The organism is Niabella sp. ZPM-14 (assembly GCF_055693045.2).
The window spans coordinates 2324349-2337598 of the sequence record NZ_CM181148.1 but is presented as its reverse complement, the minus strand read 5'-3'; the positions used below and the strand labels follow the sequence as shown (position 1 = coordinate 2337598).

The following is a 13250-nucleotide window of genomic DNA, read 5'->3' as shown; positions in this document are numbered from 1 at the left end:
GATGGCGATACCAAACGAAGCAGCCTATATGGTGATCGATATTGGCACAGGAAACGTGAGGGTGGCAGTGGTGCATCCGGCAGGTAAAGTGCTGGGCGTAGGGCGCGGCGATATACAATATACCAGGGATGAGCTGTATGACGATGCGATTTATTTTGAACCAGATCAGTTGTGGGAGCAGATCACGGAGCTGGCCAGGGTAGCGCTACATGAGGCGGGAGGCGTAAAGATAGCGGCCATCACCACCACGAGCCAGCGTGAAGGCATTGTCTTGATCGGAAAAGATGGCCGGTCATTGATCGGTTTGCCCAATATCGATCACCGCGGCAGAGCCTGGGAAGATACAATCCCGGACAAGAGCCGGGTATATCAATTGACCGGACGTTACCCGACTTCTCTGTTCTCCGCCTACAAACTCGAAGGGATCCGGCAAAAGAGGCCGGAGATCTGGAATGAAATAAAGTCGTTTCTAAGTATCAGCGACTGGGCCGAATATAAACTGTCCGGTGTCGCTAAATACGAGCACTCCCAGGCTTCTGAAACCTTATTGTACGACGTTGACGCCGGCACATGGAGCCCAGAGCTGCAACAAATGTTTCGTATGGATGCGGCCATATGTCCGCCAGTGACTGCATCTGCCCAAACCAGCGGAACTGTCCTGGCTGAAGTGGCGCACGCATGGGGCCTTCCAGGCTCCGCCGTTGTGGTGACGGGTGGTGGCGATACCCAATTAGCGATCAAGAGTACAAGACCATCGGTAGACGATATTGTGATCGTATCAGGCACCACGACTCCCATCGTTAAAATCGTAGATGAATACATCACCGATCCGGAAGAAAGAACCTGGACCAGCCGGGATATACACCCGGGACGGTTTTTATTCGAAGCAAATGCAGGTGTGACCGGATTGAATTATCAACGGCTGAAGGAAGTGTTTTATCCCAACGAGGGTTACGATGTGATAGAGCAGGAGCTGGCTCAAAACCCGCATCGTCATTGCAATGCGTCCCTGGGCTCTTTGGTTGCCTCTGAGGAACGGCCCGTGATCAGTGGCGGATTTGTGTTTCCCGTTCCTGTGTCTCATGAACTTTCCAGGAGCTCTTTCGTTTGGGCAACATTGCTTGATATTGCTTTCTCCATTTCTGAAAATTACAAGGTACTGCAACAGGTTTCGGGTCATCAAAGCGATTACGTGTGGGCCTGCGGCGGCGGATTGCAAAGCCGTTCCCTGAGGCAGCTGATCGCTAATATCATCAACAAGAAAGTATTGGTGCGCACCGGCTTCGAACAAGCCTCGGCAGTTGGTGGCGCGATGATCTGTAACGAAGCATTGGGCATGGAAACGATAGATGCGGATGCAGATACCGACATCGTTGCGCCACAACCGGAGTTGCAGGCTATGTACGGGAAGCTGTTTGCAGAATGGAACCATACTAGGTCTTATTTTAAAAAATTAAGCGCAACAGAACCATGAGTGTAGCTTGTTTTATCGGAATAGATATCGGCACACAAGGTGCGCGTGTGATCCTTATGGACGAGTCTGGTCGTCAATTGATGGCGAAAGAAACCATTTTTGAATTGACCGATCAATCGCGGCAGGAGCAGGATCCGGAGATGTGGTGGCGTTGCTGCTACCGGTTGCTCGGTTCGTTGTGTAAGGAAGCGGCGGCGGTAATCCGCCTGGAATCCGTAAAAGCCATTGGGGTCACATCCACATCCGGGACGATCATTCCTGTTAATAAAAGTGACAAACCTTTACACCCGGCTCTCATGTATAGCGACGGCCGGTCTTCAGAAGAAGCTGCCCTTTGCAGAGAGGGGGCGATCAGTTCCGGAGTGACCGGTTACACTGCGTTTAATGCTTCCAGCGGCCTGCCCAAAATGTTGTGGTTCCTGAAGCATTACGGACACAAGACCGACCGGATCGGCAGGTTTATCCACGCGTCAGATTTTATAACGGGCACGCTGAGCGGCAATTTCAATACGACGGATTATACCAATGCCCTGAAGTCGGGATATGATCTGCATGCCCTGCGTTGGCCCGACTACATCACGTCGCGCCTCGGTATCCGCAGGGAGTGGTTGCAGGAAGTAGTGCCTTCAGGAACGCCTGTAGGCCATTTAAGGGCCGAATGGGCGCAGTCTCTGGGTCTACCGGGCACGGTGATTATCACGGCCGGAATCACGGATGGGTGTGCCTCGCAGATCGCTTCAGGGGCAGTAAATACAGGTGATTGGAACACCACCATCGGCACCACACTCGTTGTAAAAGGGGTGTCCGGAAAGGAAATCCAGGACCCGGCGGGGGCGATCTATTGTCATCGCCATCCGCAGGGGTACTGGATGCCCGGCGGCGCGAGTAACACGGGTGCAGATTGGGTTAGCAAACTATTTCCGGGTCATGACCTGAACCAATTAGCAGAAGCCAGCGAGTCCGTTATTCCGGGTAACCTGTTGGCCTGGCCGTTGATGCAGCAAGGCGAGCGCTTTCCATTTGTATCGGCCAATGCAAGAGGTTTTGTTCCCGAACAGGCGACGACTGAGGAGCGGTTTACAGCGTGTATGGAAGGGGTTGCCTACATTGAGAAATATGCTTTTGAACGAATAAAAAAGATTTCGGGTGAAACGATTTCCAAGGTATTTTCGGCTGGTGGCGGCAGCAACAGCGACACCTGGCTCCGGATCAGGAGTGCAGTATTGCAGCTGCCGGTCAATAAGATGCAACACGTGTCAGGAGCGGCGGGCGCGGCCATCATAGCGGCTTCCAAAACTCATTTTGATCAGGTGGGCGAAGCAGCGGAATATATGATCCATGCAGACAAGACCCTGTATCCGGATGAGTCTTTAGTGAGGCCCTATGAGGAACGATATGAGCAGTTTGTTGAACTGCTGAAAGACAAGGGATACATACATGAAACCATACTTTAATAGTCACCTGATAAAAACATCCGGCTGTTGTTGATCCGGAGGAATTTAAATATCTACGAATGAATGATCAAGTAATGAAAGTATACCTGTTGCGTCACGGCCAGACAGCATGGAATGCAGACAATAACAGGTATTGTGGCAGAACGGATATTCCGCTCACAGACCTGGGTACGAGCCAGGCAACCACCGTGCGTGACCAGCTGGAGGGCATTGCGCTCGACGGTGTGTATTCTTCTCCTTTGACACGTGCCCGAACTACCGCTGCCATTGCGTCGGGGCGAGCAGTGGTCACCGATGAAAGGTTGATAGAAGCCGACTTCGGCATCTGGGAAAATAAGACAAGGGCCGAATTTGTGGCCGAACACCCCGAAAGCTGGGACGCCTGGAACAAAGATCCCGAAACGGCGAAAGCCGGTCTTACGGGTGAAAGCGGCGGTGAGATCGTTTCGCGGATGGATGCCTTTTTTAGTGAGATGCTGCAGCGCCACCTGGGACAGACCCTCCTGGTCACTGCCCACAATGGCGTGAACCGGCTGTATATGGCCTACAAACTGGGGATGCCGCTGCGTAATTACAGGCAGATCGTGCAACATAATTCTGCTGTCACCTGTTTTACCCTGGACGCTGAGGGGGTCTTCACATTGGAGTTCTTAAACGCAAAACTTAAATAGTATGTATTTTTTTCGATTGTCATCATGGGTTACCGTTTTAGTTTTATTTGTTAACAGCGGCTTTGCCCAAAAACCGTTACATACGCTGGCCATCAAAAATGAAAAGGAGCTACAGGCCTATTTTAAATACACCGGCAAGGACCGGCCGCTGATCAGCGGGCATCGCGGTTGTCACATCCCCGATTATCCCGAAAATTCTATCGAAGCTTTTGAATATGTGTTGCAACATACGCCTGCCTTCTTTGAGATCGATCCCCGCCTGACCAAAGACAGTGTGGTCGTACTACTGCATGATGCCACGCTCGACCGGACCACCAACGGAACGGGGAAATTATCAGATCATACCTGGGAAGAAGTAAAGAAGTTGCGGTTAAAAGACAAGCAGGGCCGGATCACGGATTACCGCGTTCCCACATTGGAGGAAGCGATTGAATGGGCGCGCGGCAAAACCATCCTTAATTTAGATAAGAAGGATCTTCCGATGGAGCTCACAGAAAGTATTATTGAAAAGAACAACGCCGGGTCTTTTGTGATGGTAACCGTCCACAATGCAGAACAGGCAAGGTTTTACTACGATAAAGATAAAAACAGGATGATGTCGGCGTTCGTAAAAACAGAGCAGGCATTGAAAGAATATGAAGCCGCCGGAATTCCCTGGAAAAATATGATCGCCTATATCGGCCCTGAAAACAAGAAGGAGAATGAGCGCTTATTGAAGCTGCTGCACCAGCGCGGTGTGATGTGCATGATATCGGCAGCGCCTACCTACGATAAGCTGGAGTCAGCAGCTGACCGCGCAGAAGCCTATCGCCAGACATTTACCATGGGTGCTGATATCCTGGAGTCGGATCTTCCGGTAGAAGCCGCCGCGGCGATTGAATCGCTGCTGCCTGCGCGCAGTCCCAAGGCACGTTTCTTCCAATACGACAAAAAGGACTAATGCTGCAGTCGCTTCCTGGGAAGGAAGCGCTGGTTATTTTCATCCGAATCCTTATACTGTTTCCTGAGTTGCTTCAGCTTTTTATGCATGGTCTTACGGACTGAGGCATAAGCGGGATCATTGTAAACATTTTTCATTTCCTCCGGATCTTTTTGCAGATCGTACAATTCCCATTCATCCACATCGTAATAAAAATGGATCAGCTTATACCGGTCGGTCCTGATCCCGTAATGACGCTTGGCCATGTGGATCGAGGGATATTCGTAATAAGTATAATAAATAGCATCCCGCCATTTTTTGTCTTTGCCTGATGCCAGGTTTCTGAAAGACGCTCCCTGCATATCTTTGGGAACCGGCACTCCTGCATAATGCAGCAACGTCGGCGCAAAGTCCAGGTTTTGTACCAATGCATCGGATTTTTGTCCGGCCGCAATCTCCGCGGGATAGCGCACGATCAAAGGGGTGCGCAAGGATTCTTCATACATAAAGCGCTTGTCAAACCAGCCATGTTCGCCCAGGTAAAAGCCCTGATCGGAGGTATAAATGACAATGGTATTTTCGTCTAGCCCGTTTTCTTTCAGGAAATCCATCATACGGCCCACGCCGTCATCCACTGCGGCGACGGTTCCGAGGTAGTCCTGCATGTAGCGCTGGTAGCGCCAGCGCATCAGGTCTTGTTCGTTCATGGAAGCGTAGTTCTTTTTAAAGTCTGCCATGATCGGGTCGTAGACTTTGTCCCAGGCCGCGCGCTCTTCGGGGGTCATCCTCCCGAGGTTATTATTATACGCCGCTTTATCCCAGCTCATAAAGCCTTTAAGGCCCAGTTCCTCTTCCAACGCCGGCGGCACTTTATTATCGCCTGCCCAGTTCATATGTTTCAGGATGTTCATCTCCGCCGTTCTGGCGGCTGTGCCACGGTTGGAAAAATCATCAAACAGGGATTTAGGTTCGGGAAACTTCATTTTTGTGTATTCTTCGATATGTCTCAGTGCGGGCAGCCACTCGCGGTGAGGCGCTTTCTGGTGAAACAGCAGGCAGAAGGGTTTGCTTTGGTCCCTGTTTTTGATCCAATCAATGGCCATATCTGTTGTCAGATCAGTAACATAACCTTGAACCTGTTGCTTGGTGCCATTCACAATAAAATTGGGGTTATAATATTCGCCCTGGTCGATCAGTACTGCGGAATGATCAAATCCTTGCGGAAGCCCATCCATGTGGATCTTCCCAATGAGCGCGGTCTGGTAGCCATGTTGCTGCAATTGCTTGGCGAAATTATCCTGCTCCCAGTTGAAGCGTGCCTCATTGTCGATCTTCCCGTTGATAAAGCTGTGCTTTCCCGTCAGCAATACGGCCCGGCTGGGGGCGCAGAGTGAGTTGGTGACCGAAGCCCTGGTGAAAAGGATTCCCTCGCTGGCGAGCCGGTCGATATGCGGTGTTCGGTTCAGCCCGTATCCATAGGCGCTGATGGCCTGGTAGCCGTGATCATCGCTCATGATATATACAATATTGGGCTTTTGTTTGGCTGGTTTTGCCGTTTGCGCAAAGCCGGTGACAAACAAAAGAATGGCTGTAATCGAACAAAGCCCGTTTTTAATAAGGTTCATACTTTTTTCTTTAAACTGACATAAGATATAGCGCTGCCCGGAAGCTATAATGCGCCTGGCGGATAAAGATAAATAGTATGAACGGAAAAAGTAATTTGAGCGGTGATGGTTTTCGGTCAGAGATTTTGGGGTTGGATGTATGTACATCCGCTAAGAGCTGTAAATGACTGAAGTTTGAGTCGGCCTTACAAAAAAAAGGGAGAAGATAAGAATATCCCCTCCGTTGTTTTACATGAGAAAAAGTTGAACAGGCTTATTTATCGCCTCTTTTATATTTTGCTACCACTTCAGTTTCGCCGGAGTTGTTGGCGTTGATGTGGGTGAAATTTTTATCATCTTTTAAAACGATTCTGTAGTTCACGCCCAGCTCATTGGTTACTTCAGTCACGCCGAATACTTCTTTGGATTTAAAGTCTTTTTTAACGGCATACATCACGTTGGCGGGAAGCTGATCTTCGCTGTAATAACGGATGGTTTGGATCAGGTTTCCTTTAGCATCCAGTGTAGCGCGGGTTTTGATGCCGTCAGCTGTAAAGAATGCTTCAAAACGGTCACTTGCTTCGCTCCAGCTCACATTGCGTGCTTCTTTAAATACGGTATTGAATGTATGCTGAACTTTTTCGTTAACGGGCTTGCCTGGTGCTGCCACAGCGTTTAAGGCTAATGTGAATATTACGGCTGCGGAGAGAATTAAATTTTTCATTTGATTTAAATGTTTTGTTTTATTGGTTGTCCGGACGAACTTCGGTCGGACGCGTTTTAATTGTTTCACAAACATACACCCGGTGTATGCTTCGAGTCAAAGGGAGAATGGCAAACAGTACTGAAATAACCGGTGAATGACCATTTTCGCGGGGTGAAATCAGCGACCGGAACTATTGCATGCACGTCGACCATGGCTCCGTTCCGCTGCTCTCATATATAATTCGCTGGAAACTTTAAAATGTTACACCGGTAACATAATTTTTTTTCGGGTGGGAAAAGTTTTGCGGTCACTGGAGCTGTGATCTTCTGATATCTGTGAAAGCAAGTTGAGTCGCGTTGTATTAGTGAATTGCCGCGGAATGAATAGCTTTACGGAATGAGTTCAGGTTTGCAGCAGCGCTTCCTTACTTTGGCAACAAGATATCAGAGCCGCCCGGATTTGGTAGCATCCTGCTGGCAGGAGATCGCATGCCGGCATGCTGAGCCAGAGAGATATTATCATAATCTTACACACCTCGCGGCGCTGCTGGTCGAGCTGGAACCATTACTGCCGCAGATGGAAAATCCTGATAGTGTGTTATTCGCTTTGTATTATCATGATATTGTCTATGACGTCATGCGGACGGATAACGAAGAGCAAAGCGCATTGCTGGCGGAGCAGCGTTTGCAGCAATTGGCTGTACCAAAAATGATTGCAGAAGCCTGTGTCAGTCATATCCGGGCAACAGGCTTACATGCGGAGACATCGAATCGTGACACGAATCTTTTTACTGATGCGGACCTGAGTATATTGGGTAGCCCTGCTGACCTTTATGAACAATATACCGAGGCAATAAGAAAGGAGTATGGCGCTTTCCCGGATACTGTCTTTAATGAAGGAAGAAAACAGGTGATCCGGCGGTTTTTAGGTCGTCCGGCCATCTATACAACGGGTTATTTCCGCGTAAAATTGGAAAAGCAGGCCCGGCAAAATCTGCAGGATGAGCTTAGGCGGTTGAACACGTAGCGGCTCACGTAAAAAATAGACCGGACATCCGTGTCTTTTCAAACATGATGTCCGGTTTGTAGATGGTGTTGTCTTAAGTCAATAAGTATCTTAATGCGCTACAGCGTCGCGCAGTGCTTTTATTTCATCGTGCGATTGCTTCAACGCGCTTTTCTGCCTGGCGATTACCTGCTTGGTCTCCGGCATAACGTCTTCTTCATCTAACGCCATTTGGTAGGCCTTCTGCGCAGCGTCTTCGCCGGCTTCGCAATTGTTGAGAACTGTTTCCCTGCTTCCGCCTGTAAAGAAGGCTTTTACATCCATCCAGGCGCGGTAAAGTTTTCCGCTCACCATTGACCCTTCTGCTACTTCGCCTCCATAGGATAAGACCAGCTCTGATAGTTCAGTTCTATATTGTTCACTCTCCATGATCATTCTTGTGAACAAAGTTTTGAGATCAAAGTCCTCACCGTCCTTCAGCTCGTCTACTGCTTTCTGATAGCCTTCGATCCGGTCGTTATTAATTTTAATAAGATCGTTCAATACATCAATACATGCTTCGTGCGTTTTCATAACAAGTGGTTTTTGAGGTATAATAATTTATTTAGTCAGCGTCGATATGATCCGCGCGGGTCTCGTAAAGCGCTGTTACGATAAGGGTTTCAACAACTATACCAACAACGAAGCGATGGGCCATTAAAAAGTTAATGGTGATAAAACAGAGGGTTTAAGAATGAGTAGGAATAAGTTGGGCGGTGTGTTAATCCAGATATGTAGGAGCGTGGAAGCCTGTGGGTTAGCCAAATAATGAATTCCTTAAAAGCTTTCCTTCAATTTGCCTCATTCAATGGCAAACCGGGAAAGGCTTTAAGGAATTGATAACTTTTATATCGGGGAATGATGATCGGGTTAATCGCTCAACTGTACGTTGGCTGCTGCCAAACCTCTGGGTCCTTTCTGAATTTCAAAAGCGACTTTCAGATTTTCCTTCAATTGTACAGAAGATGAGTTGATATGCACGAAAATGCTTTCCTGTGTCTGGCTGTCTTTGATAAATCCGTAACCTTTGTTGGGATCAAAGTAAGTCACAGTACCCCTGCGAATATTATCTTCAGGGTTCAATGCATTGCTATTGCCCACTACCGGAGGGATGGCATGTGAGATTTTCGATTTCTTGTCTTTGTCTGGCGGTGTTTCAGTAAGATTACCGAATTCGTCCACGTAGGCCAGCATCTCATCGAGGCTTTTACCTTTGGATGCGTTTTCCTTACGTTCTAATTTTTTTTCTTCTTTATGCTTTTTAGCATTTCTTTTCTTTTGTTCTCTTTCTCTTTTACTCCAGGTTTCTCCCATTTAAAAAATTTAGTGATGAAAAAATATAGTGCAGCACTCACTTTGACAAGTACTGCTTATTTATTGTTGGCGCTGAGCCGGGTGAATGAAGCTCCATTGAATAAGCGGGATAGCTCAATGTCTTTCTTCTCTTCCCATTGTTTAATGTTCTTTACATTTACAACGCGCCAGAAGTTCTTTGCTTTTAATTCGTCGAAGTCGCGCAAGGCTACAAAAATGCCGGTTACGGTTGACCTGTCTTTGAAGTGCACATTAACAACTTTAGGTTTTGATGCGTTTAGGTTCAGAAACTTTTCTATTGATGATGTATCCATAAAGAATTATACTTTTTAGTGTAAAAAAACAGTAACCGGCATGTGATGCTTACCAGCGGTTTGAATAACCGGATTTCTCCTCTTTCGGCCTGGCTTCTACCACTTTGATAGAACGCCCGTCCTGCATGGTCCCGTTGAGATCCTTGATTGCTTTAGCTGCTTCATTTTCGTCAGGCATTTCCACGAAACCAAAGCCCCTGCTTTGTTTGGTGAATTTGTCCGAAATGATTCTTGCAGAGTCTACCGATCCGTAAGATGAAAAAAGTTCGGTAAGATCTTCTGTGCTGAAGCTGTACCCAAGGTTGGACACGTAAATGTTCATTGTTGTAATTATTAAGATGAAAAAAGATTCGAGGAAATGACAAGATTGTAAACAAGGAAGGAAAGAAATAAGGTGTTTACAACTGAGCAATAACTCAAACTAACGGTGCAAAGGTAGGCTTTAATTTATAAATGGCAGGTATAAATCGATTCTTTAACATATAATTCGCGCGGGTGCGGGGAATAAACCGTACATTACAGCCATTGGCAGTGTGGGTAATGAGGCGCTGCTTTCTCTTCAATTTTTAAAAACAGTTCTTTCATGAAGTCTTTGCAGCAGCTTACAGATCCCGTTTATGATTCCAGTTACCGACCGACGCCATTTGACCGGTTCTGGCTGCGTTTCATGAATGACAAGCGGGACCTTCCTTTTATACATTTACTCCTGTTGATACATATCACCGTTTTCCCGTTAGCCATTTTGCTTTTCACCAATGTGTTGCAAGGCTGGGCCTGGTGGCTGGTGGCCGCCGGATACTTTTATCTCGCGCAGTTTTATTTCAAAGGCAGATTTGGTCTGATGTTTCATTGTCTTTGTCATCGTAAAACCTTTAAGCCGGCTTATCAAAGCAAGGTGCACTTCTATATCACCTGGATCGTTTGCCCGCTTTTCGGACACGCGCCTGAAGGATATTTCAGTCACCATCTCGGCATGCACCATGTTGAAAACAATACGGAAGAAGATTCCAGCAGTACGATGTTCTATCAGCGCGACAGCTTTAAAAGCTTTCTGGCTTACTTCGGGAATTTTATCCTGCTGGGCTTTAAAGAAACCTTCGAGTATCTCTATGCGAGGAAGAGAAAGAAGATGTACACCAACTTTACGTTGGGAGAGTGGTTGTATATCTTATTTTGTATCGGGATGTGTTTTGTCAATCTGAAGGCAACCCTTGTCGTGTTTGTGATACCGTTGATCTTCGCGCGTTTCGTGATGATGCTGGGGAACTGGACACAACATTCTTTTATCGATCGTTCTAACCCGGATAATATTTATACCAACTCGATCAACTGTATCAACACTAAATACAATCATGTTTGCTGGAATGACGGATATCATATTATTCACCATTTACGCCCGGGCATGCATTATACCGAGATGCCGAGTGAGTTCCTGAAGCGTAAAGATGAGTTTGCGAGCAGGAAAGCCATTGTCTTCGATGGCATACATTACCTACATGTGTTTGTATACCTCATGACCAAGCAATATCATAAGCTGGCCGATAACCTGGTAAATATAAACGGCATGTTTGATAGCCGCGAGCAGGCCATTGCCATCATGCGGGACCGCACAAAACGCTGCGTTGTGCCGGTCTAAATAAGCGGTGTAGTGTTTTTGTTATTTTGATAATACTCGATTTTTGACAGGAACATGGCAGCCATCTTCTCGCTGCGCCATTTTGCTTCCTTTACCTTTTCACCGGCGAAATGCTCGTCCAGCGTTTCATGCCAAAGGCAGAGCCAGGTGTCGAAATGGGTTTTGCTCACCGGTAGCCTGGCATGGGGAGGAAAAGGGCTTCCGAAATAACTATGTGTCCCCAGCAGTACGGTTTGCCAGAAGCGGTACATCTTTTCCAGGTGTTCGGGCCATTTGTCCCGGATGACGCCGTTAAACACCGGCCCTAAAACTTTATGATTCCGGACCTTTCCGTAGAAGGTATTCACGAGTAGCTGAATGTCATCAATGTTTTCAATATCCCGTACCTGCTTCATTAGAGTACAAAGGTACTACGTGTTTTTTTTACTTCCTGATGCGAGGGGTGTTGTTAGGAAAAGGCATTAAGGCCAAAAATAAAAACCGGAGGCGATGGAGCCTCCGGGTCAATGTTGTCATCGCAAGTCATTGAATTTGCTCGCGTCATATAGATTTGTATAGCTAAGTGGCGCTGGTAAACTGTTTCAGGAAGCGCACATCATTTTCGCTGAATAAGCGGATATCATTAATGCCATATTTCAACATTGCCGGACGTTCGACGCCCATCCCGAAGGCAAATCCCGTGTACTTTTCCGGGTTGATGCCGCAGTTTTGCAATACGTTTGGGTGCACCATACCGCAACCCAGGATCTCTACCCAGCCCGTTTTTTTACAAATATTGCACCCCTTACCGCCGCAAATAAAACAGCTTACGTCCATTTCAGCGCTGGGCTCCGTAAAAGGAAAGTAGGAAGGCCGGAACCGCACGCGGACATCCTGACCGTACATTTCTTTCACAAAAAAATAAAGGGTTTGTTTCAGGTCGGCAAAGGAAACGTTCTCATCAATGTACAGTCCTTCCACCTGGTGGAAAAAGCAATGACTGCGCGCACTGATCGTCTCGTTGCGGTAAACACGCCCGGGGCAGATCACACGAATGGGTAGTTTGCCTTTGGCCATTTCCCTGATCTGTGTGTTGCTGGTATGCGTACGTAGTAGCCAATCCACCGCTGCGTTGGTGCCGCCGTCCACGTAAAATGTATCCTGCATGTCGCGCGCCGGATGATGCTCAGGCATGTTCAGGGCGGTGAAATTATGCCAGTCATCTTCGATCTCTGGTCCTTCGGCCACCGCAAATCCCAGTCTCTGAAAAATGGAAATGATGCGGTTGCGCATCAGGGAAATCGGGTGCCTGCTGCCCAGGGGTGTTTCATCACCCGGCAATGTCAGGTCTATATCGGTTGTCTGTTGTGTTGTATCTGATAAAGCTTCTTTCAGCTCTTCGAACTTCGCTTCAGCAAATTGTTTGAATTCGTTCAGGAGCTGTCCTGCTTCCCGCTTTTGTTCGTTGGGAACATTTTTCATTTCGGCCATCGTGCCTTTGACAAGGCCCTTGGTTCCCAGCCATTTGATCCGGAATGCCTCCACTTCCTTTTCGTCAGTTGCGGTGAAGGCGCTGATCTCGCTCTTATACGCCGCTATTTTTTGTAACAAATCCTGCATAGGGCGCAAAGATAGCCATGATAGGGGATTTAAGAAGCCGGGATTTTTATGGTGAAAAAAGTGAATTAGCTGAAGAGCTCGTCGATGAGCAATTCTTTTTGTTTACCAAGATGCAATGCAACAGAAGAAAGAATGGCAGAAAGCGTTCCCAACTTTAATGGATTGTGGTGCGGAATGGTAATATGATGCTGGCCTTCTCTTTCGGTAGTTAGTCTCGTATGGCTGCCCGATTGCCTTGTTACAATGTAACCGTAAGGCTTTAGCAGTTTGATCAGATCTTTCCCACTGATATCTCTGGGTATTTTCATGCGGCGATTACTTCTTCTTTTACGCTATGTAGTCGGATCAGCCGCTTTTGATCATCATCAAAATGACAACGAACGGCGTCAACGACTTCTTTTTTCAATCCTTCCCATGATTCGGCCTGAGTAAAAACGGCTACGCCAAGGCCTTTTGCTACAAAACCGCCTTCGTCGCTTTCTTCTACTATAAATATGATCTCTTCCATAATTAAT

General features: G+C 47.4%; 16 protein-coding genes. 6 read left to right on the top strand and 10 right to left on the bottom strand.

From position 1 onward, the window contains the following. Nucleotide 1: 1 nt before the first annotated feature. The 4 genes from ACU37H_RS09900 to ACU37H_RS09885 are packed head-to-tail and all read left to right on the top strand — an operon-like array spanning nt 2 to nt 4539. On the top strand, nt 2-1474 hold the full coding sequence (locus ACU37H_RS09900; protein ID WP_472701682.1) for an FGGY-family carbohydrate kinase: 1473 nt from the start codon (nt 2-4) through the stop codon (nt 1472-1474). Beyond that, nucleotides 1471-2928, top strand: a complete 1458-nt coding sequence (locus ACU37H_RS09895; protein ID WP_472701683.1) for an FGGY-family carbohydrate kinase — start codon at nt 1471-1473, stop codon at nt 2926-2928. Before ACU37H_RS09900 ends, ACU37H_RS09895 begins: the two co-directional genes overlap by 4 nt. Before the next feature lie 59 nt (nt 2929-2987). Then, a complete protein-coding gene (locus ACU37H_RS09890) occupies nt 2988-3599 on the top strand; it encodes a histidine phosphatase family protein (protein ID WP_472701684.1) in 612 nt (203 codons plus the stop codon). Between the two features lies 1 nt (nt 3600). Further along, complete coding sequence (locus tag ACU37H_RS09885; RefSeq protein WP_472701685.1) at nt 3601-4539, top strand: glycerophosphodiester phosphodiesterase family protein; 939 nt, start codon at nt 3601-3603, stop codon at nt 4537-4539. Here the strand turns inward: ACU37H_RS09885 and ACU37H_RS09880 are convergent. Both ACU37H_RS09880 and ACU37H_RS09875 read right to left on the bottom strand, forming a co-directional pair. Next, entirely contained in the window at nt 4536-6143 is a 1608-nt protein-coding gene (locus tag ACU37H_RS09880) for a sulfatase family protein (protein ID WP_472701686.1), read from the bottom strand. The genes ACU37H_RS09885 and ACU37H_RS09880 overlap by 4 nt on opposite strands. A gap of 253 nt (nt 6144-6396) precedes the next feature. Beyond that, a complete protein-coding gene (locus tag ACU37H_RS09875) occupies nt 6397-6846 on the bottom strand; it encodes a hypothetical protein (RefSeq protein WP_472701687.1) in 450 nt (149 codons plus the stop codon). A gap of 378 nt (nt 6847-7224) precedes the next feature. Here ACU37H_RS09875 and ACU37H_RS09870 point away from each other — a divergent pair, with 378 nt between their 5' ends. Next, complete coding sequence (locus ACU37H_RS09870; protein ID WP_472701688.1) at nt 7225-7854, top strand: HD domain-containing protein; 630 nt, start codon at nt 7225-7227, stop codon at nt 7852-7854. Between the two features lie 90 nt (nt 7855-7944). Here the strand turns inward: ACU37H_RS09870 and ACU37H_RS09865 are convergent, their stop codons facing one another. The 4 genes from ACU37H_RS09865 to rbp form a co-directional block, all read right to left on the bottom strand. After that, nucleotides 7945-8406, bottom strand: coding sequence for a PA2169 family four-helix-bundle protein (locus ACU37H_RS09865; protein ID WP_472701689.1), 462 nt, complete (start codon nt 8404-8406; stop codon nt 7945-7947). A 336-nt stretch (nt 8407-8742) separates the two neighbouring features. Further along, on the bottom strand, nt 8743-9186 hold the full coding sequence (locus tag ACU37H_RS09860; protein WP_472701690.1) for a cold-shock protein: 444 nt from the start codon (nt 9184-9186) through the stop codon (nt 8743-8745). 56 nt (nt 9187-9242) lie between these two features. Further along, nucleotides 9243-9500, bottom strand: coding sequence for a short-chain dehydrogenase (locus tag ACU37H_RS09855; RefSeq protein WP_472701691.1), 258 nt, complete (start codon nt 9498-9500; stop codon nt 9243-9245). A gap of 49 nt (nt 9501-9549) precedes the next feature. Further along, nucleotides 9550-9822, bottom strand: a complete 273-nt coding sequence (gene rbp / locus ACU37H_RS09850; RefSeq protein ID WP_472701692.1) for an RNA-binding regulator — start codon at nt 9820-9822, stop codon at nt 9550-9552. Nucleotides 9823-10083: 261 nt separating this feature from the next. Here rbp and ACU37H_RS09845 point away from each other — a divergent pair, with 261 nt between their 5' ends. Then, nucleotides 10084-11136: a fatty acid desaturase family protein gene (locus ACU37H_RS09845; RefSeq protein WP_472701693.1), complete on the top strand. Its 1053-nt coding sequence runs from the start codon at nt 10084-10086 to the stop codon at nt 11134-11136. Here ACU37H_RS09845 and ACU37H_RS09840 read toward each other — a convergent pair. The 4 genes from ACU37H_RS09840 to ACU37H_RS09825 form a co-directional block, all read right to left on the bottom strand. Next, entirely contained in the window at nt 11133-11531 is a 399-nt protein-coding gene (locus tag ACU37H_RS09840; protein WP_472701694.1) for a group III truncated hemoglobin, read from the bottom strand. The two genes, ACU37H_RS09845 and ACU37H_RS09840, sit on opposite strands and share 4 nt — an antisense overlap. A gap of 163 nt (nt 11532-11694) precedes the next feature. Continuing rightward, nucleotides 11695-12735, bottom strand: coding sequence for a phenylalanine--tRNA ligase subunit alpha (gene pheS, locus ACU37H_RS09835; protein WP_472701695.1), 1041 nt, complete (start codon nt 12733-12735; stop codon nt 11695-11697). Nucleotides 12736-12800: 65 nt separating this feature from the next. Then, entirely contained in the window at nt 12801-13043 is a 243-nt protein-coding gene (locus tag ACU37H_RS09830) for a type II toxin-antitoxin system HicA family toxin (protein WP_472701696.1), read from the bottom strand. Beyond that, entirely contained in the window at nt 13040-13243 is a 204-nt protein-coding gene (locus tag ACU37H_RS09825; protein WP_472701697.1) for a hypothetical protein, read from the bottom strand. The genes ACU37H_RS09830 and ACU37H_RS09825 overlap by 4 nt, the downstream gene beginning before the upstream one ends. Nucleotides 13244-13250: the final 7 nt, after the last annotated feature.

Excerpts from the sequence above, each read along its gene's own strand:
- ACU37H_RS09855 (WP_472701691.1), bottom strand. The coding sequence starts at position 9,500 with ATGGATACATCATCAATAGAAAAGTTTCTGAACCTAAACGCATCAAAA.
- pheS (WP_472701695.1), bottom strand. The coding sequence starts at position 12,735 with ATGCAGGATTTGTTACAAAAAATAGCGGCGTATAAGAGCGAGATCAGC.
- ACU37H_RS09840 (WP_472701694.1), bottom strand. The coding sequence starts at position 11,531 with ATGAAGCAGGTACGGGATATTGAAAACATTGATGACATTCAGCTACTC.
- ACU37H_RS09885 (WP_472701685.1), top strand. The coding sequence starts at position 3,601 with ATGTATTTTTTTCGATTGTCATCATGGGTTACCGTTTTAGTTTTATTT.
- ACU37H_RS09875 (WP_472701687.1), bottom strand. The coding sequence starts at position 6,846 with ATGAAAAATTTAATTCTCTCCGCAGCCGTAATATTCACATTAGCCTTA.
- ACU37H_RS09900 (WP_472701682.1), top strand. The coding sequence starts at position 2 with ATGGCGATACCAAACGAAGCAGCCTATATGGTGATCGATATTGGCACA.
- ACU37H_RS09845 (WP_472701693.1), top strand. The coding sequence starts at position 10,084 with ATGAAGTCTTTGCAGCAGCTTACAGATCCCGTTTATGATTCCAGTTAC.
- ACU37H_RS09860 (WP_472701690.1), bottom strand. The coding sequence starts at position 9,186 with ATGGGAGAAACCTGGAGTAAAAGAGAAAGAGAACAAAAGAAAAGAAAT.
- ACU37H_RS09895 (WP_472701683.1), top strand. The coding sequence starts at position 1,471 with ATGAGTGTAGCTTGTTTTATCGGAATAGATATCGGCACACAAGGTGCG.
- ACU37H_RS09870 (WP_472701688.1), top strand. The coding sequence starts at position 7,225 with ATGAGTTCAGGTTTGCAGCAGCGCTTCCTTACTTTGGCAACAAGATAT.
- ACU37H_RS09830 (WP_472701696.1), bottom strand. The coding sequence starts at position 13,043 with ATGAAAATACCCAGAGATATCAGTGGGAAAGATCTGATCAAACTGCTA.
- ACU37H_RS09880 (WP_472701686.1), bottom strand. The coding sequence starts at position 6,143 with ATGAACCTTATTAAAAACGGGCTTTGTTCGATTACAGCCATTCTTTTG.
- ACU37H_RS09890 (WP_472701684.1), top strand. The coding sequence starts at position 2,988 with ATGAATGATCAAGTAATGAAAGTATACCTGTTGCGTCACGGCCAGACA.
- ACU37H_RS09825 (WP_472701697.1), bottom strand. The coding sequence starts at position 13,243 with ATGGAAGAGATCATATTTATAGTAGAAGAAAGCGACGAAGGCGGTTTT.
- rbp (WP_472701692.1), bottom strand. The coding sequence starts at position 9,822 with ATGAACATTTACGTGTCCAACCTTGGGTACAGCTTCAGCACAGAAGAT.
- ACU37H_RS09865 (WP_472701689.1), bottom strand. The coding sequence starts at position 8,406 with ATGAAAACGCACGAAGCATGTATTGATGTATTGAACGATCTTATTAAA.